General features: G+C 67.7%; 20 protein-coding genes and 1 pseudogene. 19 read left to right on the top strand and 2 right to left on the bottom strand.

Features of this window, described 5'->3' with window-relative positions:
• The 19 genes and pseudogenes from EAH76_RS22645 to EAH76_RS22555 all read left to right on the top strand — a co-directional run.
• Positions 1-291: pseudogene (locus tag EAH76_RS22645) on the top strand (hypothetical protein); the annotation flags it as partial.
• Positions 285-959, top strand: coding sequence for a TadE/TadG family type IV pilus assembly protein (locus EAH76_RS22640; protein ID WP_140852524.1), 675 nt, complete (start codon positions 285-287; stop codon positions 957-959). The pseudogene EAH76_RS22645 and the gene EAH76_RS22640, both read left to right, overlap by 7 nt.
• 8 nt (positions 960-967) lie before the next feature.
• Positions 968-2809 carry a TadE/TadG family type IV pilus assembly protein gene (locus EAH76_RS22635; protein WP_140852523.1) on the top strand — a complete coding sequence of 614 codons (1842 nt, stop codon included), beginning with the start codon at positions 968-970 and terminating at the stop codon, positions 2807-2809.
• Positions 2810-3077: 268 nt separating this feature from the next.
• Positions 3078-4229 carry a bile acid:sodium symporter family protein gene (locus EAH76_RS22630; RefSeq protein ID WP_140852522.1) on the top strand — a complete coding sequence of 384 codons (1152 nt, stop codon included), beginning with the start codon at positions 3078-3080 and terminating at the stop codon, positions 4227-4229.
• Entirely contained in the window at positions 4226-5566 is a 1341-nt protein-coding gene (locus tag EAH76_RS22625) for an AtzE family amidohydrolase (RefSeq protein ID WP_140852521.1), read from the top strand. Before EAH76_RS22630 ends, EAH76_RS22625 begins: the two co-directional genes overlap by 4 nt.
• On the top strand, positions 5566-6942 hold the full coding sequence (locus tag EAH76_RS22620; RefSeq protein WP_140852520.1) for an NCS2 family permease: 1377 nt from the start codon (positions 5566-5568) through the stop codon (positions 6940-6942). Before EAH76_RS22625 ends, EAH76_RS22620 begins: the two co-directional genes overlap by 1 nt.
• A 4-nt stretch (positions 6943-6946) precedes the next feature.
• Entirely contained in the window at positions 6947-8527 is a 1581-nt protein-coding gene (locus EAH76_RS22615; RefSeq protein ID WP_140852519.1) for a gamma-glutamyltransferase family protein, read from the top strand.
• On the top strand, positions 8521-9834 hold the full coding sequence (locus EAH76_RS22610) for an allantoate amidohydrolase (RefSeq protein WP_140852518.1): 1314 nt from the start codon (positions 8521-8523) through the stop codon (positions 9832-9834). Before EAH76_RS22615 ends, EAH76_RS22610 begins: the two co-directional genes overlap by 7 nt.
• Entirely contained in the window at positions 9824-11065 is a 1242-nt protein-coding gene (locus EAH76_RS22605; RefSeq protein ID WP_140852517.1) for a pyridoxal-phosphate-dependent aminotransferase family protein, read from the top strand. Before EAH76_RS22610 ends, EAH76_RS22605 begins: the two co-directional genes overlap by 11 nt.
• Positions 11062-11949, top strand: coding sequence for an allantoinase PuuE (gene puuE, locus EAH76_RS22600; RefSeq protein ID WP_140852516.1), 888 nt, complete (start codon positions 11062-11064; stop codon positions 11947-11949). Before EAH76_RS22605 ends, puuE begins: the two co-directional genes overlap by 4 nt.
• Positions 11946-12335, top strand: coding sequence for an oxalurate catabolism protein HpxZ (gene hpxZ, locus EAH76_RS22595; RefSeq protein ID WP_140852515.1), 390 nt, complete (start codon positions 11946-11948; stop codon positions 12333-12335). Before puuE ends, hpxZ begins: the two co-directional genes overlap by 4 nt.
• Complete coding sequence (gene uraD, locus EAH76_RS22590) at positions 12332-12772, top strand: 2-oxo-4-hydroxy-4-carboxy-5-ureidoimidazoline decarboxylase (protein WP_140852514.1); 441 nt, start codon at positions 12332-12334, stop codon at positions 12770-12772. The genes hpxZ and uraD overlap by 4 nt, the downstream gene beginning before the upstream one ends.
• Positions 12769-14211, top strand: a complete 1443-nt coding sequence (locus EAH76_RS22585; protein WP_170208060.1) for an FAD/NAD(P)-binding protein — start codon at positions 12769-12771, stop codon at positions 14209-14211. The genes uraD and EAH76_RS22585 overlap by 4 nt, the downstream gene beginning before the upstream one ends.
• On the top strand, positions 14208-14537 hold the full coding sequence (uraH, locus tag EAH76_RS22580; protein WP_140852513.1) for a hydroxyisourate hydrolase: 330 nt from the start codon (positions 14208-14210) through the stop codon (positions 14535-14537). Before EAH76_RS22585 ends, uraH begins: the two co-directional genes overlap by 4 nt.
• 1 nt (position 14538) lies before the next feature.
• Positions 14539-15948, top strand: a complete 1410-nt coding sequence (gene xdhA / locus EAH76_RS22575; RefSeq protein ID WP_140852512.1) for a xanthine dehydrogenase small subunit — start codon at positions 14539-14541, stop codon at positions 15946-15948.
• Positions 15941-18253, top strand: a complete 2313-nt coding sequence (xdhB, locus tag EAH76_RS22570) for a xanthine dehydrogenase molybdopterin binding subunit (RefSeq protein ID WP_140852511.1) — start codon at positions 15941-15943, stop codon at positions 18251-18253. Before xdhA ends, xdhB begins: the two co-directional genes overlap by 8 nt.
• A complete protein-coding gene (gene xdhC, locus EAH76_RS22565) occupies positions 18250-19173 on the top strand; it encodes a xanthine dehydrogenase accessory protein XdhC (protein ID WP_140852510.1) in 924 nt (307 codons plus the stop codon). The genes xdhB and xdhC overlap by 4 nt, the downstream gene beginning before the upstream one ends.
• Positions 19170-20462, top strand: coding sequence for a guanine deaminase (gene guaD / locus EAH76_RS22560; RefSeq protein ID WP_140852509.1), 1293 nt, complete (start codon positions 19170-19172; stop codon positions 20460-20462). The genes xdhC and guaD overlap by 4 nt, the downstream gene beginning before the upstream one ends.
• An 83-nt stretch (positions 20463-20545) precedes the next feature.
• The gene (locus EAH76_RS22555; protein ID WP_140852508.1) at positions 20546-21652 is read left to right on the top strand and encodes a nucleoside hydrolase; all 1107 of its coding nucleotides are present in this window, start codon (positions 20546-20548) and stop codon (positions 21650-21652) included.
• A 10-nt stretch (positions 21653-21662) separates the two neighbouring features.
• Here the strand turns inward: EAH76_RS22555 and EAH76_RS22550 are convergent, their stop codons facing one another.
• Together EAH76_RS22550 and EAH76_RS22545 are read right to left on the bottom strand one after the other, a co-directional pair.
• Positions 21663-22193 (bottom strand): phosphoribosyltransferase, encoded by a 531-nt coding sequence (locus tag EAH76_RS22550; protein WP_140852507.1) that lies wholly within the window; start codon positions 22191-22193, stop codon positions 21663-21665.
• A gap of 91 nt (positions 22194-22284) precedes the next feature.
• A complete protein-coding gene (locus tag EAH76_RS22545; protein WP_140852506.1) occupies positions 22285-23226 on the bottom strand; it encodes a LysR family transcriptional regulator in 942 nt (313 codons plus the stop codon).
• Positions 23227-23369 lie beyond the last annotated feature (143 nt).

Genomic DNA, 23369 nt, shown 5'->3' with positions numbered 1-23369 from the left:
GTCAACGTCAGCACCGCGAGCAGTTACAATGTGACGAGCACCGCGGCGCCAACCTTCACCTATAACAGCGCAGGCGTCATAACTTCGACCAACACCGGCTATAACACCCAGTCGGGCGGCGACGGCCAGAGCCAGATCCTCGTCCTGCAGCTCATCTACCTGTGGCCGACGGGAACAGGACCGTTGGGGCTGAACCTTACCAACCAGCCCAATGGCAACCGCATGCTGGTCGCGACGTCGGTCTCAACGACCGAGGCCTATTCGTGCAACTCGGGGCAGACCTCATGCTGAGCCGCCTCGCCCACAGCACGCGCGGCGTCGCGCTGATCGAATTTGCCTTTTGCCTGCCCGTTCTCATCGTTCTGTATCTCGGCGGATACGCTGCGCTCGACATGATATCATCGACGCGCAAGGTCACCACCGCCACGCGCTCGCTCGTCGATCTGGTCAGCCGGACCATGTCGCCAGCGATCATCTACAACATCCCGCAGGACGCCAACGCCACGTCGTATCTGAGTGCCAGCGCGGTTGCCCTGGCCCCGTACAAGCTCAACAACGCGACCGAGCAGATCTCGCTGTTGCGCGTCTGCGACGCCACGCACGCCTATGTCGTCTGGACCCAAGCGCAGACGCAGTCGGTAGATGGCAGCACGGTGAGCGCGGCGCCATCGACGTACACCGCCGGGACGCTTCCGGCGACCCAGACACAGTTGGCCCGCAACGTCGTTTCGATCCCGAGCACGATGGTCACGTCCCCGCTCGTACCGGTTTCGCCCGACGGCTCGAACGTGTGCGGCAATTTCGCGCCGAGCACCAGCTCGAAGACGCAAGTCGGAACTGCGGGCGGATGGCTGTTCGTCGGGACGGTCAACTATCAGTATACGCCGGGCGTAACCTTCTTGTCTTTGCCGACGACGACCCTGACCGACACGATCTACATGTCGCCTCGCCTCTACTAGGTGCATAGATGATGAAAAGCGCAGATATGTTCCGCCCATGGGTCGATCTGGTCAGGCTCCTTCGTCGGCTCAGCGCCGACCGGAAGGGAGGCGTCCTGATGATCATGGGGTTCTCCATCATCCCGCTCACCTTCGCGACGGGTTTCGGCATCGACTATGCGCGTGCCATGCGGCTCCAGACCCACCTGAACTCCGCCGCCGATGCGGCGGCGCTGGCGGCGGTCTCCCCTGCGATGATCCTGCGCGTTGGCACCGATCCGTCCGACGCAGCCTATAACATGTTCGACGCGCAGGCGTCCGCGATCGGCGGCTATCAGGGGATGCAAAGAGCCGTCACGATAACAAACGTCACCTCCGGCAGCGGCCAGACATTGGGGGCTCTCCGCACGGCAACCGTCACCTACACCGCGCAGTCGATCAACGTTTTCGGCGGTATTCTCGGTGCCAGTACATTGACCGTTCATGGCACAGCGACTGCAAATGCAGCGCAGCCGCCCAATGTCGACTTTTATCTGGCGATGGACAATTCCCCGTCGATGCTGCTCCCGGCAACCTCGGACGGCATCAGCAAGGTACAGGGCGTTACCGGCTGCGCCTTTTCATGTCATGAATATTTGCCGCATAGTCCGAGCGACAAAATCTATGTGAAGAACAACAAGGGCCTGCAGGTACTGCTATCGTCGAGCTATTACACGAAAGGCAATTCTAAACAGAATGTCTTTTATCTCTATAATTCGACGACCTCCGTGCTCTTCGACAGCTCCGGAAACGCGATGAATTCCTCCTCATCGGTGTCTGGGACTACCAACACCACCGCGGGAGGAACCAGCGCACAACCGACGACCATCGCCACCACGCCGATTACGGATACCACGATCAGCTATACCATTACCGATCCGGCAGATGCGGCGGTGACGATCACCCAGACGACCACCGTAGTTAAAAGAACGCAAGTCGTGACGACGCAGAGCAACGGCACCTCGAGCAAGAACTCGACGACCAACAGCACCAACAGCACAAATGCGACCTATGACACCGGATATTGGGCGGATGGCTATTGGCTGACGCACAATTATGGGCTTGCCTATGGGAGCCCTGCGAGCATCGTCTTGCGCAAGGATGACGTCGTTTCCGCGGCGTCGCAATTGATCCCGTTTGCCTCCAGCCAGGCGAAGCAGTTCAAAGTCACCTATCAGGCGCAGATGTTCTCGTTCGACTGGACGCGCTCCGGCGCCGGGTCCCCCGTCAAGACGCTGAACACGCTGACCGACGTGTCGAAATATCCTAGCGACTTTTCGGCAGCGACCCTGTTTCCGGATGACGACTATTGGTGGGTGAATAGCCAGCCGACCAAGGGGAACAACACCAACGATCAGGCTACCGAGATTTCCAATATGCTGACCACGATGAACGGCCTTATTCCCAAGGCTGGGTCGGGCGCCCCCGCGGACACCCCGCAGAAAATCCTGTTCCTTGTTACCGACGGCATGGTCGATCAGCCCAGCCGCTATTTCGGACCGCTGCGCAGCAGTGATCAGACCATTTGCACCGCCATCAAAGCAAAAGGCATCAAGATCGCGATCCTGTACACGCAGTATCTGCCGGAGGCGCTAGCCGGCGACGACTGGTCGCAGAAGAACGTGGCATCCTTCCTGCCTCCCCCTCCGGCGCCTTATGCAAAAGGCAGCGCGGGAAGCTCCGATCAGGTTCTGACCGCGCTGCAGCAATGTGCCTCGCCCGGTATCAACGGGTCAGCGCTTGTGCAGACCGTGACCGCCAACGACAGTATCATCACCGCGCTCCAGCAACTGTTCTCGACGGCGCTGCAAACCTCCCGCCTCGTACAGTAATCGATCGCGCCCCGAACGATATTCGATCACGGAGCGTCTTGCGTCGGCCTTTCAGCCGGCGCGAGGAGGCCTCCGGGTCGATGTCGCGAGTGGGCGACGTGGGGCGGATCACATAATCGTCCGCAGGCTAAGGAACGCCGGATTAGGGCACGCCGTGGCTACGGCCGGGTTTCCAGACCGCCCCATCACGGCAGTGCACGGTTTTTTGCAACGAAGCATGCCGGTCATTGTGTTGGATCGTGCGCACAAAGCAGGCCATGACGGACGCATGTCGCGCGTCTTCAAACTTTTCCTCTCGATCGATCGCTTTCTCCTGTGGCTGATCGCCACCGTAGTGCTGGCAAGCCTCCTGCCCGCTCGCGGTGCCGCGGCGGGCTGGGCCGATTTGATCGCCGATCTCGCAATCGCGTTGCTGTTTTTCCTGCACGGCGCAAAACTGTCGCGCGCAGCAATAGTGCAGGGGATCGGCAATTGGCGGTTGCACGTGCTGACGCTGGGGTCGACCTATGTGCTTTTCCCCGCGATCGGCATTGCGCTGGTTTGGGCTGCGCGTGGCTGGGTCGATCCGCTGCTGCTCTCCGGGCTGCTCTACCTCACGCTGCTGCCCTCGACGGTGCAATCGTCGATCGCCTTCACCGCAATGGCGCGCGGTAATGTGGCGGCGGCGGTGTGCAGTGCTTCGCTCTCCAACCTGCTGGGCATTTTCCTGACGCCACTATTGGTCGGCGTGTTCATGCACGTGGCGGGCAGCGGTGCCCTGGCGTCGTCGCACTCGATCGGGACGATCGCGCTGCAATTGCTGCTGCCGTTCCTCGCTGGCCATCTGCTGCGGCCGATGATCGGCGGCTTCGTCGATCGCAACAAGGCGATCCTGCAGCCGGTCGATCGCGGTTCGATCCTGCTCGTCGTCTATTCGGCGTTCGGGGCGGCGGTGATTGGCGGGATCTGGACCAAGGTCGGCGTCGGCGACGTGCTGATCCTCGTTGTGTTGAGCGCGGTGATCCTGGGGCTGGTGATGGGCGTCAACGTGCTCGTCGCGCGGATGGTCGGTCTCTCGCGCGAGGATGCCATCGTGCTGCTGTTCTGCGGATCGAAGAAGAGCCTGGCGTCGGGCGTGCCGATGGCGGGTGCGCTGTTCCCGAGCGCGCAGGTCGGCGTGATCGTGCTGCCGGTGATGATCTTTCATCAGCTCCAACTGTTCGTCTGCGCCGCGTTGGCGGGGTATTTTCAACGGCAGAGCGAGCGCGACGTGGCCGTCGCTGCTCCCCTGCCCCGCACTGCCGACGCGATCGCCGCAGCGGCGACGGCACGCGCGATCGCGGTGCCCGACGCCTGCATGCCCGGCGTGACCGCAAATCTTGCCGTGCTCGAAGCACAGCTCGACACGCTGCGCGGCGCCGACGCGAAAAACGCCCGATGAACCGCGCGATCGATATCGCCGCAGCGGTCCGCACCGGCCAGGTACGCGCATCCGACATCGTCGAACGCCACCTCGCGGCGCTGGCGGCGGACGACAACCGGCTGGTCGCGGTGACGCGCGTGCTGGCGGAGCGCGCCCGCGCCGAAGCGCAGCAGATCGACGCCACGATCGCCGCCGGGGGCGACCCCGGGCCGCTGGCGGGCGTGCCGTACGGCGTGAAGGATCTGTTCGATGTGACCGGCCTGCCGACGACGGCGGGCTCGTCGCTCTACGCCGACGCCCCACCGGCAACCGTCGATGCGACCGCGATCGCGCGGCTGCGCGCGGCTGGCGCGGTGCTGGTCGCGACGCTGAACATGGACGAATTCGCCTATGGCTTCGCGACGATCAACGCGGCGCATGGCACGACGCGCAACCCGCACGACCTCGACCGGCTCGCCGGGGGATCGTCGGGCGGATCCGCAGCAATCGTCGCTGCCGGGCTGCTCCCCTTTTCGCTCGGATCCGACACCAATGGGTCGATCCGCGTGCCGGCCAGCCTGACCGGGCTTTACGGGCTCAAGCCGACGCATGGCGGGCTGCCGATGGCGGGCGTCTTCCCGTTCGCCGCGAGTTTCGACGATATCGGGCCGTTCACCAGCTCGCTCGCCGATCTCGCTGTGCTGTGGGACGTGCTCAGCGAGAGCGTAGCCGAGCCTATCGAAACGCCGCTCCGCGTCGCACGGCTCGGCGGGCGCTTCGCCGAAAATCTCGACCCCGACCAGCGCAATGCGATCGACGCGATTGCGCCAGACGCGCCGACGATCTCGCTCGGCGACGTCGCCCGCGCCCGCGCAGCGGCGTTTCTGATCACCGCGTTTGAGGGCGGCGCGGTCCACCGCGCGGCGTTCGCGCAAGGCCAGGCGCTCCAGTTCGACCCCGCCACGCGCGATCGGCTGCTCGCCGGCGCGCTGCTCCCCGACGCCGTGTACGCCGAAGCGCAGGCGTTCCGCGCGACCTTCACGCGGGCGCTCGAGCCGATCTTCGCGCAATATGACGTGCTGATCGCGCCCTCGGCCCCCTGCTTCGCCCCGACGATCGCCGATCCGCAGGTCCTGATCGACGGCGTCGCGACCCCGGCGCGGCGCGATCTCGGCATCCATACGCAGCCGATCAGCTTCACCGGCTGCCCGGCGCTCGCGGTCCCGCTGCTGCGGCCGGGTCGCTTGCCGCTGGGGGTGCAGCTGATCGGCGCGCCGGGGGGCGAGCGGACGCTGTTCCGCTTTGCGGCGATGCTGGAGGAACGGGGGCTGACCGGGATTTCCCCGCCGGCCGGGGCATTTCAGGGGGAAGATTGATGACACAGGCGACCAGACCGATCGACCCGGGAGCCCCGCCGACGGTGGGCGCGCACCGCCTCGACCGCTATTTCCGGATGAGCGAGCGCGGCACCACGGCGCGGACCGAGGTGTTGGCGGGGGTCACCACCTTCCTGACGATGGCCTATATCGTGCTGGTCAATCCCGCGATCCTCGGCCAGGCCGGGATGCCGGTCGCCTCGGTCGCCGCCGCGACCTGCTTTGCCGCCGCCTTCGCCTCGATCCTGATGGGTGTGGTCGCCAATACCCCGCTGGCGCTCGCGCCGGGCATGGGGCTCAACGCCTATTTCAGCTTTACGGTCGTCCAGCAGATGGGCGTGCCATGGCCGGTCGCGCTGGGCTGCGTGCTGATCTCGGGCGTCGCCTTCCTGCTGCTGACGCTGACCGGCGTGCGGCAGATGATCGTCGCGGTCATCCCGCAGCATCTGTTTGCCGCGGTGGCGGGCGGGATCGGTCTGTTCATCGGCTTTATCGGGTTGAAGAACGCCGGGATCGTCGTCGCCAGCCCCGCGACCCTGGTTGCGCTGGGCGATCTCAAGGCACCCGGCGCGGCGCTCGCTTTGTTCGGCCTGCTCGCGATCGGCGCGCTGAGCGTGTGGAACGTGCGCGGCGCGATGCTGATCGGGATCATCGGCACGACATTGGTCGGCTGGTTCGCAGGGCAAGTCGTGTTCAAGCCCGAGCCCTACAGCCTCGCGGCGCTGACCGGCACCGCGTTCAAGCTCGATCTGCCCGGTGTGTTCGGGCTTGGCGGGCGACACGGGCTTGGGCTGATCGAGATCCTGTTCGTCTTCCTGTTCGTCGATCTGTTCGACAATATCGGCACGCTCGTCGCGGTGACCAAGCGCGCCGGGCTGATGGATGCCGCCGGGCGAATCCCCGGCCTCAACCGCATCCTGATGACCGATGCCGTCGCGACGGTCGTAGGCTCGCTCGCCGGGACGAGCACCGTCACCTCCTATGTCGAGAGCGCCGCCGGCGTGCAGGCGGGCGGCCGCACCGGGCTGACCGCATTGGTGACGGGCGTACTGTTCCTGCTCACCATGTTCGTCGCGCCCTATGCGCAGCTGATCCCGCTGGCCGCGACCGCGCCGGCGTTGATCATCGTCGGCGGGCTGATGCTGCTGCCGTTGCGCGAAGTCGAATGGGAGGATGCCTATTCGGCGATCCCCGCCTTCCTCACCGTCGCGATGATCCCGCTGACCTTCTCGATCGCCAACGGGCTCGCCTTCGGCATCACCGCGCACGCGCTGTTAAAGCTGGTCCGCGGGCGGATCACCACCGCGGACTGGTTCCTGCTGCTGCTCGCCGGGCTGTTCGTCGTGCGCTTCGTCTGGATGAGCGCGGGGGCATGAGCTGATGCGCCACACCGTCCGATCCTATCGCGGCATGGTCACCGCGCCGCATCACCTCGCGGCGCAGGCCGGGCTCGACGTGCTGCGCGACGACGGCACCGCGATCGAGGCGAGCGTCGCGGTCGCGGCGACGCTCGCGGTGGTCTATCCGCACATGACCGGCATCGGCGGCGACGGCTTCTGGCTGATCGCCGAGCCCGATGGCAGCGTACACGCCGTGCATGGCTGTGGCGGCGCGGCGGGGGCGGCCGACCTAGCCTTGTATGCGGGGCACGAGACGGTTCCGACGCGCGGGCCGCTCGCCGCCAACACCGTCGCCGGGGCGGTGTCGGCCTGGGCTGCCGTGCTAGAACAGGGTGGCGGCACGCTGCCGCTCGCGCGCTTACTGCGCGACGCGATCCACCATGCCGAAAACGGCGTCGCCGTGACGCGTGGCGGGGCCGAAATCGCCGCCGCAAAGGGTGGCGAGTTGCGCGGCCAGCCGGGCGCCTATGCCGCGATCTTCGAGCCCGATGGGCGGCCGTTGCGCGAAGGCGAGCGGCTCCTCCAGCCGCTGCTCGCCGAGACGCTGCGGCGGATCGGCAGCGATGGCGCGGACGGCTTCTATCGCGGTGCGCTCGCCGTGCTGCTGGCGGAGGATCTGGCCGCGCTCGGCAGTCCGGTCGCCGCCGCCGACCTTGCCGCGCATGCCGCGACACGGCCGACGCCACTGCACACGCGCATCGCCGGGGCCGAGCTGTACAACAGCGCATCGCCGACGCAGGGGCTCGCCTCGCTGCTGATCCTCGCGCTGTTCGACCGGCTGGGTGCCGCCACGGCAAACGGCTTCGAGCATGTCCACGGTCTGGTCGAGGCGACCAAACAGGCGTTCCTGCTGCGCGACCAGCATGTCGGCGACCGCGCGTTTCAGGCGTTCGACGATCAGGCGCTGCTCGACGATGCTGCCGCGCTCGACGCGCTCGCAGCGCAGATCGATCCGGCGACCGCGCTGCCCTGGCCGCGACCGGCCGCGCTCGGCGACACGTGCTGGTTCGGCGCGGCGGACAGCGAGGGCCGCGTGGTGAGCGCGATCCAGTCGACCTATTTCGAATTCGGATCGGGGCTCGTGCTGCCGCAAACCGGCGTCACCTGGCAGAATCGCGGCAGCTCGTTCCGGCTCGCCGCCGACGGATGGAATGCGCTGCGGCCGACGCGCAAACCGTTCCACACGCTCAACCCCGCGCTCGCGCGCTTCGATGACGGGCGGACGATGGCCTATGGCACGATGGGCGGCGAGGGCCAGCCGCAGACGCAGGCCGCATTGTTCTCGCGCTACGCACGCTTCGGCGTGGGGCTGCAGGAGGCGGTCAGCGCGCCACGCTGGCTGCTCGGGCGGACCTGGGGCGACCAGAGCACGACGCTCAAGATCGAGGACGGGTTCGCGCCAGACGTCTATGCCGCGCTCGCCGCCGCGGGCCATGACGTCGAGCGCGTCGGGCCGACGACCGCGATGATGGGCCATGCCGGCGCGATCGTCCGCTCGGCCGACGGGATGCTCGAAGGCGCGACCGATCCGCGAAGCGACGGCCAGGTGGCGGCATGGTGAGCGTGCCCTCCCCCGGCGGCGCGCGGGCGATGGCGCGGTGCGATGTGCTTGGGGTCGCGCCATTCAGCGACCTGCCGGACGCGCTGTATCGGGGCTATCTGACGCCCGCACATCGCGCCGCGGTCGATCAGGTGGGGAGCTGGATGGTCGAGGCCGGGATGACCGTCGCGCTCGACCCGGCCGCCAATCTGGTCGGCCGCTATTCCGGCACCATCGACGACGCGCCTGCGCTGGTGATCGGCAGCCATCTCGACAGCGTGCGCGACGGCGGCTGCTATGACGGCCCGCTCGGCGTGATGCTCGGCATCGAATGCGTCGCGGCGCTCCACGCGCAAGGGCGACACTTGCCCTTCCCGATCGAGATCTACGGCTTTGGCGACGAGGAAGGCTCGCGCTTTCCGGCGGCCATGCTCACCAGCCGAGCGGTCGCTGGGACGCTAGAGGCCGACTTGCTGGCGATCCACGATGCCGACGACATATCGTTCACGACCGCGCTTCGGCTTTTCAATGCGGACTACGCTTCGGTGTGCAACGGCCGCGCGTTCGAGGTTAGCGACAGATCCCAGCTTGGCGTCACGTCCTTCCACCAGGCCCGACGCCCTGCGGGTTCGACGCTCGCCTATCTCGAAGCGCATATCGAACAGGGCCCGGTGCTCGAAGCCGAAGGTCTGGCAGTCGGCACGGTGACCGGCATCGCCGCCCAGCTCCGCTATCGCGTCGAGGTGCGCGGGACCGCAGGCCATGCCGGAACCACATCGATGCCGCTACGCCGCGACGCGCTCGCGGGCGCCGCCGAGATGCTGCTCGCGGTCGAAGCCATCGCACGCGCAGACGCGTCCGATCTCGTCGCGACGGTCGGCGCGATCGAGGCGCTGCCGGGCGCCGCCAACGTCATCCCCGGACGCGTGCACTTCACGCTCGACGTCCGCGCAGGCGATGCCGCGCGACGCGACGCAGCGGCGGAGGCGATGCTCGATCGCTTCCACACGATCGCCGATACGCGCGGTCTCGATTTCGCGATCGAGCGGGTGCATGATCTCCCCGCAAGCCCGTGCGACGCCGCGCTGATGGATCTGCTCGACGCCGCGACGCTCGCGGCCGGGCAGCCGGTCCGTCGGCTCGTCTCGGGCGCAGGGCATGATGCGATGGTGATGGCCGCATTGTGTCCCACCGCGATGCTGTTCCTGCGCTGCGAAGGCGGGATCAGCCACAATCCGGCCGAGCAGGTCGCCCCCGCCGACGCCGAGGTCGCGCTCGCGGTGATGCTCGGCTTTATCGAACGTCTTGGAGCAGCATATGGCGGATGAGTTGGGCATGGACCTGTTCGGCGAGATCGATCCCCCGCAGCGGCTGCTGATGGGCCCCGGCCCGGTCAACGCGCATCCGCGCGTGCTGCGCGCGATGTCGGCGGATCTGCTCGGGCAGTTCGACCCGGAAATGACCGGCTATATGAACCAGGTGATGGCGCTCTATCGCCCGATCTTCGGCACACACAACCGCTGGACGATGCTGATCGACGGCACCGCGCGCGCCGCGATCGAAGCCTCTTTGGTCTCGCTGGTGGTGCCGGGCGACCGCGTGTTGGTCGTCAATTTCGGGCGGTTCGGGCTGTTGCTGACCGAAATCCTCGGGCGGATCGGCGCGTTGGTCGAGACGGTCGATGCGCCATGGGGCGAAACCGTCCCGCTCGACGCGATCGCCGCGGCGATCGAGCGCTTCGCACCCAAGGTCGTCGCCACCGTCCACGGCGACACCTCGACCACGATGGCGCAACCGCTCGAAGGCCTTGGCGCATTGTGCCGCGCGGCGGGCGCGCTGTCCTATGTCGATGCCACCGCGACGCTCGGCGGGATGGAGATCGCGGCCGATCGCTGGGGGATCGACGTGGTCACGGGCGGCCTGCAGAAATGCCTCGGCGGGCCGTCGGGCTCGGCGCCGATCACGCTGTCGGACGCCGCCGCCGCGCATATCTTCGCGCGCCGCCATGTCGAACAGGGCATCCGCCGGGCCGACATCACCGACGGCGCGGGACCGCGCATCGGCTCGAACTATTTCGATCTCGCGATGATCATGGATTATTGGTCGGAGAAGCGGCTCAACCACCATACCGAGGCGACCTCGATGCTCTACGGCGCGCGCGAATGCGCCCGCGTCGCGCTCGGCGAAGGGCTCGACGCGCGCTTCGCCCGGCATGCCGCCGCGGGGCGTGCGATGACCGCCGGCTTGCGCGCGATGGGCTTGCGCGTGTTCGGCGACGATGCGCACCGCATGACCAACGTCACCGGCGTCTACATCCCCGACGGCGTCGACGGCGAGCGCGTCCGCACCGCGATGCGCGACCAGTTCGAGATCGAGATCGGCACCGCCTTCGGCCCGTTGCAGGGGCGGATCTGGCGGCTCGGCGCGATGGGCTACAATGCGATGAAGCATAAGGTCTTCATCACGCTCGGCGCGCTCGAGGTCTGTCTGCGCTGCGAAGGGTTCGCGGTGTCGGCGGGCGGCGGCGTCGAGGCGGCGATCGCGGCGTGGGACGCATGATGCCACCGCGCGACCTGATCGGCTATGGCGCCACCCCGCCCGCCCCGCACTGGCCGGGCGGCGCGCGCGTCGCGGTGCAGTTCGTCGTCAATTACGAGGAAGGTGCCGAGAATTCGGTGCTCAACGGCGATGCCGGCTCCGAAGCCTTCCTGTCCGAGATGGTCGGCGCCGCGAGCCATCCCGACCGCGCGATGGCGATGGAAAGCCTCTACGAATATGGCAGCCGCGCGGGTTTCTGGCGGCTCCACCGGCTGTTCACCGCGCGCGGCGTGCCGGTGACGGCGTTCGCCGTCGCCAAGGCGATGGAGGCGAACCCCGCGGTGGTCGCGGCGATGCAGGATGCCGGGTGGGAGATCGCCAGCCACGGCCTGCGCTGGATCGACTATCAGCGCGTCCCCGAAGCCACCGAGCGCGCGCATATCGCCGAGGCGATCGCGCTCCATACGCGGCTGACCGGCAGCCGCCCGCTCGGCTGGTATCAGGGCCGCACCTCGCCCAACACCGCACGCCTCGTCGCCGAGGAAGGCGGGTTCGTCTACGACGCCGACAGCTATGCCGACGATCTGCCCTATTGGGATCGTCGCTTCGGCCGCGCGCAATTGATCGTGCCCTACACGCTCGACGCCAACGACATGAAGATGGTCGCGCTCAACGGCTTTACCGAGGGCGAGCAGTTCTTCCGCTACCTCTGCGACAGCTTCGACCAACTGCGTGAGGAAGGCGGGCGGATGCTGTCGATCGGCCTGCACGCCCGCATCGCCGGCCGCCCGGCGCGCGCGCGGGCGCTAGCGCGCTTCGTCGATCATGTCCTCGCCTCGGGCGATGCGTGGATCGCGCGGCGCATCGATATCGCGCGTCACTGGATGGAGGTTTGCCCGGCATGACCGATACCCCGATCGACGATCCGATCTTGCTCGCCGAAGTGACCGCGGCGTTCCACAGCTACGAGCGCGCGCTGATGGTCGACGACGTCGCGACGATGGACGCGCTGTTCCATGCCGCACCGACCACCAACCGCTACGGCGTCGGCGAAGTGCTGTACGGCATCGACGAGATTCGCGAGTTCCGCAAAGGCCGTGGTGGATCGCCGCAGCGCAGGCTCGGCCGCGTCGCTATCACCGTCTATGGCGCGGGCTTCGCCACCGCCGACGCCGAATTCTTCCGCGAAAATAGCGACCGGCGCGGACGCCAGAGCCAGGCCTGGGTCAAGTTCGCCGATGGCTGGAAGGTCGTCTCGGCGCATGTCAGCCTCGAGGGAAACAGCCATTGAGCGCGCTGTTCGAGCACAGCCCATGGGTCGAGCAGCGCGCCGACGCGGCGGCGTTTTCGGGCGACCGCCATGCCGATCTCGTCGCGGTGGTCGCGGCCGCGACGCCCGAGGAACAGCTCGCCTTGATCCGCGTGCACCCCGAGCTCGCCGGCAAGGCGGCGATCGACCGCACGCTGACCGATGCGTCGGCAGCCGAGCAGGCATCGGCCGGGCTCGATCGGCTGACGCCCGATGAATATGCGCGCTTCCACGCGCTCAATGCGGCGTACCGCGCGCGCTTCGACTTTCCCTTCATCATCTGCGTGCGGCTGACCGACAAGGCCGGCATCCTCGCGGCGATGGAGCGCCGCCTGGGCAACGACCGCGACACGGAGATCGCCACCGCGCTGACTCAAATCGGCGAAATCGTCAGACTGCGACTGGAGGATATGCGATGAACGACGCAATCGGCCTGCCCGCACTCGAGGCGGAGCTCGCGCGGCAGCTCGTGCTGATCGGCCATGGCGGCGCCGATTGGACCCGCCCGCGCGACGATGCCGGGACACGTGTTTACGACGTCGTGATTGTCGGCGGCGGGCAGAGCGGGCTGGCGGCAGCGTTCGGGCTGCTGCGTGAGCGCGTCTCCAACCTGCTCGTCATCGATGAAAACCCGGCGGGCTTCGAGGGCCCGTGGGAAACCTATGCGCGGATGATCACGCTGCGCACCCCCAAGCAGCTCAACCCGATCGATTTCGGCATTCCGGCGCTCAGCTTCCGCGCCTGGTGGGAGGCGCAGCACAGCGCCAGCGGATGGGACGCGCTCGACAAGATCGCGCGCGGCGACTGGATGGCCTATTTGCGCTGGTATCGCCGCGTACTCGCGCTGCCGGTGCGCAACGACACGCGGCTCACGCTGATCGAGCCGCTGGGCGACGGGCTCCACCGCCTGCATCTCGCGGGACAAGACCCGATCCTTGCGCGCAAAGTCGTGCTGGCGACCGGGATCCAGGGCGGCGGCGAGTGGCATGTCCCGCCGATGGTGGCCGATGTCCTGCCGCCGACGCTCTACGCGCATACCAGCGCGGCAATCGATTATGCCGCCCTCGCCGGCAAGCGGATCGGCATATTGGGCGGCGGCGCATCGGCGTTCGACAATGCCAATTACGCGCTGAGCGCGGGCGTCGCCGAAGCGCATGTCTTCCTGCGGCGCACGCACTTGCCGCGGATCAACCCGATCCGCTTCATGGAGCGCGTCGGTTTCACCGGGCGCTACCCCGCGCTCTCGGACGCCGAGAAATATGCCGTGATGGCGTCGTTCCTCGGGCACAACCAACCGCCGACCAACGACACCTTCGCGCGTGCCGCCGCCTGGCCGGGCTTCACGCTGCATCTGGGGGCACCGTGGCTGTCGGTCGCGGCGACGGCGGACGGCGCGCGTGTGACGACGCCACAAGGGCCCCACGATTTCGACTTTCTCGTTCTCTCGACCGGCCTCGTCAGCGACCCCGGCCTGCGCCCCGAATTGCGGCTGATCGCCGACAAGGTCGCACGCTGGGCGGATCGCTTCACGCCGGCGGCGGGCACCGGCAACGCGCTGATCGACGCGCATCCCTATCTCGGGACGGGCTTCGAGCTGCTCGCGCGCGACCCGGCCGATGCCGACACGCTCCACGGGCTGTTCGGGTTCAATTATGCCGCGCTGATCAGCCTCGGGCTGTCCGCCTCGGCGCTGTCGGGGTTGCAGGCCGCGCTGCCGCGCCTCATCCGCGGCGTGTCCGACCAGCTGTTCCGCGACGATCGCACTGCGCTGATCGCCGATCTGCTCGCCTATGACGAGGCTGAGTTCGTCGGCGAATGGCCCCTTCCCTCCCCATCCCAGGCAAGCGCAACCGCATGACAAGCCTCTCGACGCATGTGCTCGACACCACGCACGGCCGCCCCGCAAGCGGGATCGCGGTACGACTGGAGGCGGCCGATGGCGCGCTGCTGTTCGAGGGCGTCACCAATGCCGACGGACGCTGCCTCGGCCTGCCCGGCCTTTCGATCGGGCAGTATCGCATCGCCTTTGCCGTTGCCGCCTATTTCCGCGGCTTGGGCATCGCATTGGCCGACCCGCCCTTCCTCGATATCGTGACGATCGCTTTCGGAGTCGCCGATACCGGGCATTACCACGTACCCTTGCTCGTTTCGCCCTACGGCTATTCGACCTATCGGGGCAGCTGAGGTGGAGGTGCGCTTCATCCTCGACGGCGAGACGATCGAGCTCGCAGACGTCGATCCGACCGCGACCTTGCTCGACCATCTGCGCTACACGCTGCGGCGCACCGGGACCAAGGAAGGTTGCGCCGAGGGCGATTGCGGCGCGTGCACCGTGCTGGTCGGTGAGCCCGACCCCAACGGGGAGGCGGTCGCGTGGCGCGCGGTCAACGCCTGCATCCAGTTGCTGCCGATGCTCGACGGCAAGGCGTTGCTGACAGTCGAAAGCCTTGCGCAGGGCGAAGCGCTGACGCCGCTGCAAGCATGCATGGCGGAGAATGGCAGCTCGCAATGCGGCTTCTGCACGCCGGGGTTCGTGATGTCGCTGTACGGTCGCTGCATCGGTGCGGCGGGGGCGGCGCTACCCGTCGCCGATGTGGTCGCGGGCAATCTGTGTCGCTGCACCGGCTATGGCCCGATCCTCGAAGCCGCGGAGACGGCCGTCCCGGTGGTGCGCGACGATGCGGCCCTGCTGGCGCGGTTGCACGCGCTCGGCGAACGCGCGCCAGATCCGATCGTCCCGCGCACCGCCGAAGCCCTGGCCGATCTGCTCGCCGAACATCCCGATGCGTGTCTCGTCGCGGGCGCGACCGATGTCGGGCTGTGGGTCACGAAGGAATTGCGCACGATCGAAACGCCGATCTTCATCGGCGAGATCGCCGACCTGCGCACGATCGAAGAAGACGCCGACGGCGTGCGGATCGGGGCCGCGGTGCGGTATGCCGAGGCGCACGCCGTGTTCGCGCGACTGCATCCCGACCTCGGCGAACTGACGCGGCGCTTTGCCGCGCTGCAGGTGCGCAACGCCGCGACGATCGGCGGCAATATCGCCAACGGCTCGCCGATCGGCGACGGCCCGCCCGCCTTCATCGCGCTCGGCGCCGAGCTGACGCTGCGCAGCAAGGCGGGACGTCGCACGATCCCGCTCGAAGCCTATTTTCTCGACTATCGCCAACAGGATCTGCGCCCCGGCGAATTCGTCGAAAGCCTGTGGATTCCGCGGCCCGGCCCCGACGATCTGGTCCATATCTCCAAGCTTACGCGGCGTTTCGACAGCGATATCTCGGCGGTCTGCGGCGCGTTCAAGCTGACGATCCAGGACGGTCGCATCACCGCGGCCCGCATCGCATTCGGCGGGATGGCGGCGACACCGCGCCGCGCGCGCGCCTGCGAGACAGCGCTCACCGGCGCGGCCTTCACCCGCGCCACGATCGAGGCCGCGGCCGAGGCGCTGCACGGCGATTACACCCCGCTCACCGACGTCCGCGGCTCGAGCGGCTATCGGCTCGAGGCGGCGGGCAATCTGCTCCGCCGCTTGTGGCACAAGGCGCAAGGCGAGACCGTGTCGGTGCTCGATCTGGAGCACGCGCATGGCTGATCGCGCACCACGCCTGCCGCTCCCCGCCACGCGGTCGCGCCCGCACGACAGCGCCCGCCTGCATGTCAGCGGCGCGGCGGGCTATGCCGATGACGGCCCCGAACCGCCGGGGATGCTGCATCTTGCCTTCGGGCAAAGCGCGCAAGCGCACGCCGCGATGCGCGCAATCGACCTCAGCGCGGTACGCGAGGCCGAGGGCGTCATCGCAGTGTTCACCGCCGCCGACATTCCCGGCGCGAACGACGTCAGCCCGGTCGCGCATGACGACCGGCTGCTCGCCGACGGCGAAGTGCTGTGCGTCGGCCAGGCGATCTTCCTCGTCGCCGCGACCAGCCGCACCGCGGCGCGCAAGGCCGCGCGGCTCGGGCGGATCGACTATGAAGCGCGGCCCGCTCTGCTCTCGATCGCGGACGCCCGCGCGGCGGCATCGCAGATCGAACCGACCCAGCGCATGGCGCGCGGCGATGCGGCGGCGGCGCTGGTCACCGCGCCGCATACGCTGTCGGGCGGGTTCGATCTGGGCGGACAGGATCATTTCTACCTCGAGGGGCAGGTCGCGGTCGCGACGCCGGGCGAGGACGGGCAGCTCCATGTGCTCAGTTCGACCCAGCACCCGAGCGAAGTGCAGCATCTCATCGCGCACATGCTCGGCCGCAGTTCGGCCGATGTCACGGTCGAGGTCCGCCGGATGGGCGGCGCGTTCGGCGGCAAGGAGACGCAAGCCGCGTTGTTCGCCGCCGCCGCTGCGCTCGTCACGGTCAAGACCGGGCGCCCCGCCAAATTCTGCTGCGACCGTGACGACGACATGGTGATGACCGGCAAGCGTCACGATTTCCGGATCGATTACGACGTCGGGTTCGATGCCGAGGGGCATCTCCTCGCGCTGCAGCTGCGCCTCGCCTCGCGCTGCGGCGCGACGGTCGATCTCTCGCCCGCGATCAACGACCGCGCGATGTTCCACGCCGACAATTGCTACTGGCTCCCCGCGGTCGAGATCGTGTCGGAACGGCTCAAGACGCACACCGTCTCCGCCACCGCGTTTCGCGGCTTTGGCGGCCCACAGGGGATGATCGCGATCGAGCGCGTGATCGACGCGGTCGCGCACGCCCTCGAACGCGACCCGCTCGAAGTGCGGATCGCGAACCTGTATGGCCCCGGTCGCGACACGACGCCCTACGGCATGACCGTCACCGACAATGTTGCGCCGGGTATCATCGCCAAACTCCGCCGCGATTCGCGCTACGACGAGCGGCGCGCCGCGATTGAGGCGTTCAACGCGTCGCATACGGTGCTGAAGAAGGGCATCGCGCTGACCCCGGTGAAGTTCGGGATCAGCTTCACCACCACGCACCTCAACCAGGCCGGCGCGCTGGTGCTGGTCTATGCCGATGGCAGCATCCAGATCAATCACGGCGGCACCGAGATGGGCCAGGGCCTCTACGTCAAGGTCGCCCAGATCGTCGCCGACGTGTTCGCGGTGCCGCTGGCACAAGTGCGGATCACCGCTACGCGGACCGACAAGGTGCCCAACACCTCGGCCACCGCCGCCTCGTCGGGCGCCGACCTCAACGGCATGGCGGCGTTCAACGCGGCGATGACGATCCGCGACCGCCTCACCGCCTTCCTCGCGCGCAGCTTCGCGTGCGAGGACGATGCCGTCGCCTTCACGCCCGACGGCGTGGTCGCCGGCGCGGAGCGGATGAGCTTCGGCCAGGCGTGCCGCAAGGCGCATATCGGCCGGATCTCGCTCGCCGCGACGGGCTATTACGCCACGCCCGACATCGCCTACGACCGCGCGGCGCATCACGGGCGGCCCTTCTATTACTTCGCGTATGGCGCGGCGGTGAGCGAGGTCGCGATCGACACGCTGACCGGCGAGCACAAGGTTCTCGCGGTCGACATCCTCCACGATGTCGGGCGCTCGCTCAATCCGGCGATCGACCTCGGGCAGATCGAGGGCGGGTTCCTGCAGGGGCAAGGCTGGCTGACGACCGAGGAACTGGTGTTCGACGCGAAGGGCAAGCTGCTGACGCACTCGCCCGCGACCTACAAGATCCCGACCGCATCGGATCGGCCGCGGCAGCTCCGCATCGGCCTGTGGGACGGCGAGAATGTCGAGCCGACGATCCACCGCTCGAAGGCGGTCGGCGAGCCGCCGTTCATGCTCGCGATCTCGGTCTTCTCGGCCCTCACCGCAGCGGTCGCCGCGACCGCGCCCGCGCAGCGCGACCTTCCGCCGCTCGACGCGCCCGCCACGCCCGAGGCGATCCTGCGCGCGATCGCCGCGCACCGGGCCGCGGCATGACCGCGTGGCTCGGCTGGCTGCGCGAGGTCGCGGCGCACACGCCGTCGGCGCTGGTCCATGTGCTCGCGAGCGAGGGCTCCGCGCCGCGAGGCGCGGGCACGCGGATGCTGGTGACCCGCGATGCGCTCTACGGCACGATCGGCGGCGGACAGCTCGAATATCGTGCGATCGAGCAGGCACACGCGATCCTATCGCTGCCGCCGGGAAGCTGGCGGATCCAGGATTATCCGCTCGGGCCGCTGCTCGGCCAATGCTGTGGCGGTCGCGTCCGCCTCATGATCGAGCATATCGATCCCGCGCGGCTCGGCTGGATCGCCGATGCGACCGAGCAGCGCGTGCTCGTCTCGACCTTGCACGCCGACCGGATCGACCGCCACGTCCGCACCGACGCGGTCGCGCAGCACCTCTCGGCTCGTGGCGACCGTCCGCGCACCGGCAGCAGCTTTGCCGAGATCATCGGCCAATATCGCCGCCCGCTCTATCTGTTCGGCGCCGGCCATGTCGGCCAGGCGATCGCGCGGCATGTCGAGCATCTGCCCTTCCGGCTCGCCTGGTTCGACACGCGTCCGGTGTTCGATTCGATCGACGGGGTGGCGGTGGTACCCGAAGCCGCGATCGAGCAATGCGTCGCCGAAGCCCCCGACGATGCCGCGATCGTGATCCTGACGCACGACCATGCGATCGACTATCGCCTGACGCGCGCCGCACTACGCCGGACGCAGACTGCGTTTGTCGGGCTGATCGGATCGGCGACCAAGAAGGCGCGCTTCGCCTCGAGGCTTGCCGAGGACGGGCTCGACACCGAACAGCGCGCACGGCTGACCTCGCCGATCGGAATAGCCGGCGTGACCGGCAAGGAACCCGATGTCATCGCGATCGCGACGCTCACGCAATTGCTCCAGCTCGGCCGCGCGGCATGAGTGTGCGCGGCTTTCGCGGTGAATTGCTCTTGGTCGCGCACGATCCGCGCGATCGTGCCGATGCGATCCGCCATGAGCCCGATGGGCTGCTGATCGTCGAGGACGGGATCGTCGTCGCACGCGGCCCCTATGCCGATCTGGCGCCGCTGTATCCCGGCGTCGCGATCGAGCCGCTGCCCGGGCTGATCGTCCCCGGCTTTATCGATGCGCATATTCACTATCCGCAGATGGACCGGATCGCGTCGCACGGTGCGCAATTGCTCGACTGGCTCGACCGGCACATCTTCCCCGCCGAGAAGGCGTTTGCCGACCGCGCGCATGCCGATGGCGTCGCGGCGGCGTTCCTCACCGAATTGCTGCGCAACGGCACGACGAGCGCACTGGTGTTCGCGACCGTCCATCCGCAGTCGGTCGACGCGCTGTTCGACGAAGCCGCGCGCCGCAATATGCGGATCATCGCGGGCAAGGTGCTGATGGACCTCGGGCCAGAGGGCCTCGCCGATACCCCGCAGTCGGGCCGCGCCGAAAGCGAGGCGCTGATCCGGCGCTGGCATGGCCACAAACGGCTCGGCTATGCGGTGACGCCGCGTTTCGCGCTGACCTCGTCCGATGCGCAACTGGCCGATACCGGTGCCCTGCTCGCGGCGCATCCCGGGGTGCTGCTCCACACGCATCTTGCCGAAAATCTCGGCGAATGCGCCGCCGTCGCCGAGCGCTTCCCCGACGCGCACGATTATCTCGACGTGTACGATCGCTTCGGGCTGGTCGGCCCGCGCTCAATCTTCGCGCACGGCGTCCATCTGTCCGACCGCGCTTGCACCAGAATCCACGAAAGCGGCGCTGGGATAGCGGTGTGCCCAAGCTCGAACCTGTTTCTCGGATCGGGCTTCTTCGATTTCGGTCAAGCCGACCGGCACGCGGTGCGGCTCGGGCTAGGTACCGATGTCGGCGCGGGGACGTCGTTCTCGCTGCTATCGACCGCGGGGCTGGCCTATCAAGCGGCGCTTGCGCGCGGCGATCGGCTCGATCCGTTCCGCGCGCTGTATCTTGCGACCGCAGGCAGCGCGGACTTGCTCCACATCGCGGACCGGGTCGGCAGCCTCGAACCCGGCCAGGAAGCCGATTTCGTCGTGCTTGATACAGCCGCCACGCCCTTGCTCGCGCGCCGCACCACTGGCGCGAGCCTCGCCGAACGGCTGTTCGCACTCCAGATCCTCGGCGACGACCGAGCGATCAGCCGGACCTACCTGCTCGGCGACTGCGTATGGGACAAGCACGCCGACCGGTGACGCGCGCGCCTGCGCACAATTTTGCAAGCGCGCGTCGAATTCATTGCGTTTGATGGCATGCGGCGCGCCGGTAGATTGCCCGCATGACCCGTATCCGCCAGCTCCTCTTCGCCTGCGTCTGCCTGCTCGCGAGCATCGCGCCCGCAACAGCACAGCCCGAGCGCCGCAAGCTCATCATCGACGACGAAGGCTTCGCGCTGATGCACGTCATGCTGCTCGAGGCGCCCGACGTCGATGTGCTCGGGCTCACCACGGTGTCGGGCAACGTCTGGGTCAACCGCGCGACCGCCGAGGCGTTGCGCGGGCTCGAGATCCTCGGGCGCAGCGACGTACCGGTCGCCGCCGGCGCGACCTATCCGCTGATCAATTCGGAAAAGCAGACCGAACGCTGGGAGGCGCTGTACGGCAAGCTGACCTGGAAGGGCGCATGGATGCAGCATTGGGTCGAGCCGACCGCGCAGAGCACCCCGCCCTACCATGGCCCGAACGACCCGCTCGATCTGGCCAACGGCAATCCCGTGACCAAGCCGTCGCCCGAGATCGCCGCCAATTTCCTGATCCGGATGGTGCATCGCTACCCCGGGCAAGTGACGATCCTGGCGAGCGGCCCGCTGACCAACCTCGCGCTGGCGCAGCGGCTCGACCCGGGCTTTGCGGGACTCGCCAAGGAGCTCGTCTATATGGGCGGGAGCCTCAACCCGCAGCAGGTGCTCGACACCGTCTCGGCGGCGCAATTCGCACGCGAATTCGTCAACACGCCGCGCCGCGAGTTCAACATCCGCTTCGACCCCGAGGCGGCGAGCATCGTGTCGCGCAGCGCGTGGCGTAAGATCACCATCGTCCCCGTCGATCCCTCGACCGCGACGCAGCGGACACAGCAGTTGCTCGACCGGATGAAGGCGGTCGCCTCCCCCGCGCTCGCGCGCTTCCTCGCGCGATTGGAGCCGGGCTTTCCGTTATGGGACGAGATCGCCGCCGGGGTGTGGCTCGATCCAAGCCGCGTCACCGCGCGCGAAACGCTGTTCGTCGATTACAACACGCAGTTCGGGCCCGGCTATGGCGATCTGCTGTCGTGGCGCGCTGGGTATCAGCCGGGGCTCGGCGAGCAATCGGCCGAGGTGGTGCGCAAGATCGACCCAGCGCGGCTCGAGGCGTTGATGGTCCGCCTCGTCACCACGCGCGCCAGATAGACGCCCGCCGTCAGGCGAGGCGTTCGGGCACCGACATCGCTTCCTCGACGATCGTCTCGCTCATGCCGACGGCTTCCCATGGGAACACGAACCAGCGCTTGTCGTCGGCGCGATCGATCGTCTTGGCGTGATAATCGACGCGGACCTGCGAGCGGACATTGTCGAGCAGCACGGCAAAGCGCACCTGCGTGCTGTCGCAGCCGGAATCGGCGAGCAAGCGGCGGATATCGGCGATCGTCCCGCCGCTGTCGTTGATGTCGTCGACGAACAGCAAGCGGACGCCATCCGCGCTCTTTGCCGCGACCTTGCTGAGCAACTCTTCGGCAAAGCCGGGCACCTTCGACGAATGATCGATCGACAGCATGTGGACGTTGAGCGCGTGCGACAGGAACACCGCGGGCACCAGACCGCCGCGCCCGATCCCGACCACGAAATCGGGCATCCACGCTCCGCGCGTGACGGCCTGCGCCACGGCGAGCGTATCGGCGACGAAATCGTCGTGCGCGATGTAGAAAAGCTCTGGGCTGGCGGCGGGGCTCATGGCGCGACACTCCAAATGGCGGCGCAATGCGCGGCCGCCGAAGCGAGGCCGGTTATCGCGTCTGATCGATCAGGGCAACCGGCGCCGCGCATCACGCGGGCCCTGCCGCGACCGGCTCGATCGAAGCGGGATAGCTCAATTGCGCAAAGCCGTGCTCGATCTCGCTCAGCACCAAACCCGCGGCGTGCGACGGCGTGCGCGCCGCGGCGGTGCACAAGGCCAGCGTCATCGGCCGCAGGATCGGATCGGAGATGCGCGTGAACGACAACAGCCCGCGCTTCACCTCGGTGATGATGTCGAGCGAGGTGAGGATCCCGATCCCCACCCCCTGCAGCACCAGCGAGGTGATCATCTGGATATTGTCGGACGCGACCTTCTTGTCGAGCACGACGCCCGACGTGCCCTCGAGCACCGCGATCTGCTGGTACATGGCAAGCGGCTCGGCGGGCACGACCAGGGGCGAGCCGACCCCGGCCGAGAAGCGCGCCTCGCGCCGCTGGCCGAACGGATGCCCGGCGGGCGTGACGAAGCCGAGCACGACATCGACGAACGCGCGCACGGTGATGTCGCGGAACGATTGCGGTTCGAAGAAGATGCCGAAATCGACCTTCCCGCTGGCGATCGCGAGTCGCACCGCGTCATTCTCGAGCACCTTCACGCCGATCGAGATGCCGGGATAGCGGCTCTGGATCGACTGGATCATGGCGGGCAGGAAACCCTTGGCGAGCGCGTCGATCACCGCGATGTCGACATGCCCACGCTTGAGGCCCTGCAGATCCTCGATCTGCGCGCGGACGTCGGCCATGTTCTTCTGCCAGCGTCCGCCCGCCGCCATCATGATCTCGCCTGCCGCGGTCAGCCGCAGCCCGGTCGGCAGGCGCTCGAACAGCGGCATGCCGATATCGGCCTCGACGTTGAGGATCTGCCGATCGATCGCCGATGCCGACACATTGAGCTCGTCGGCCGCCTTCCGGATCGAGCCGAGGCGACCGACAGCAATGAAATAGCGCAGAAAACGGGAAAACGCGGGCATACCACTCTAACTTTTGCAACACTGTGTCGAATTCATTGCATTTGCTCGCTGCAGGTCAAGCGATTACCACTCGAACTGTCAAAAAGTAGCGCAGAAACATCCGGCCCGACACGATACCAATAATGCGGCCGGCGTTCGAAGCG

This window comes from Sphingomonas glacialis (genome assembly GCF_006439055.1).
Taxonomy (GTDB): Bacteria; Pseudomonadota; Alphaproteobacteria; order Sphingomonadales; family Sphingomonadaceae; genus Sphingomonas; species Sphingomonas glacialis_A.
This window is presented reverse-complemented; position numbering and strand designations above follow the sequence as displayed.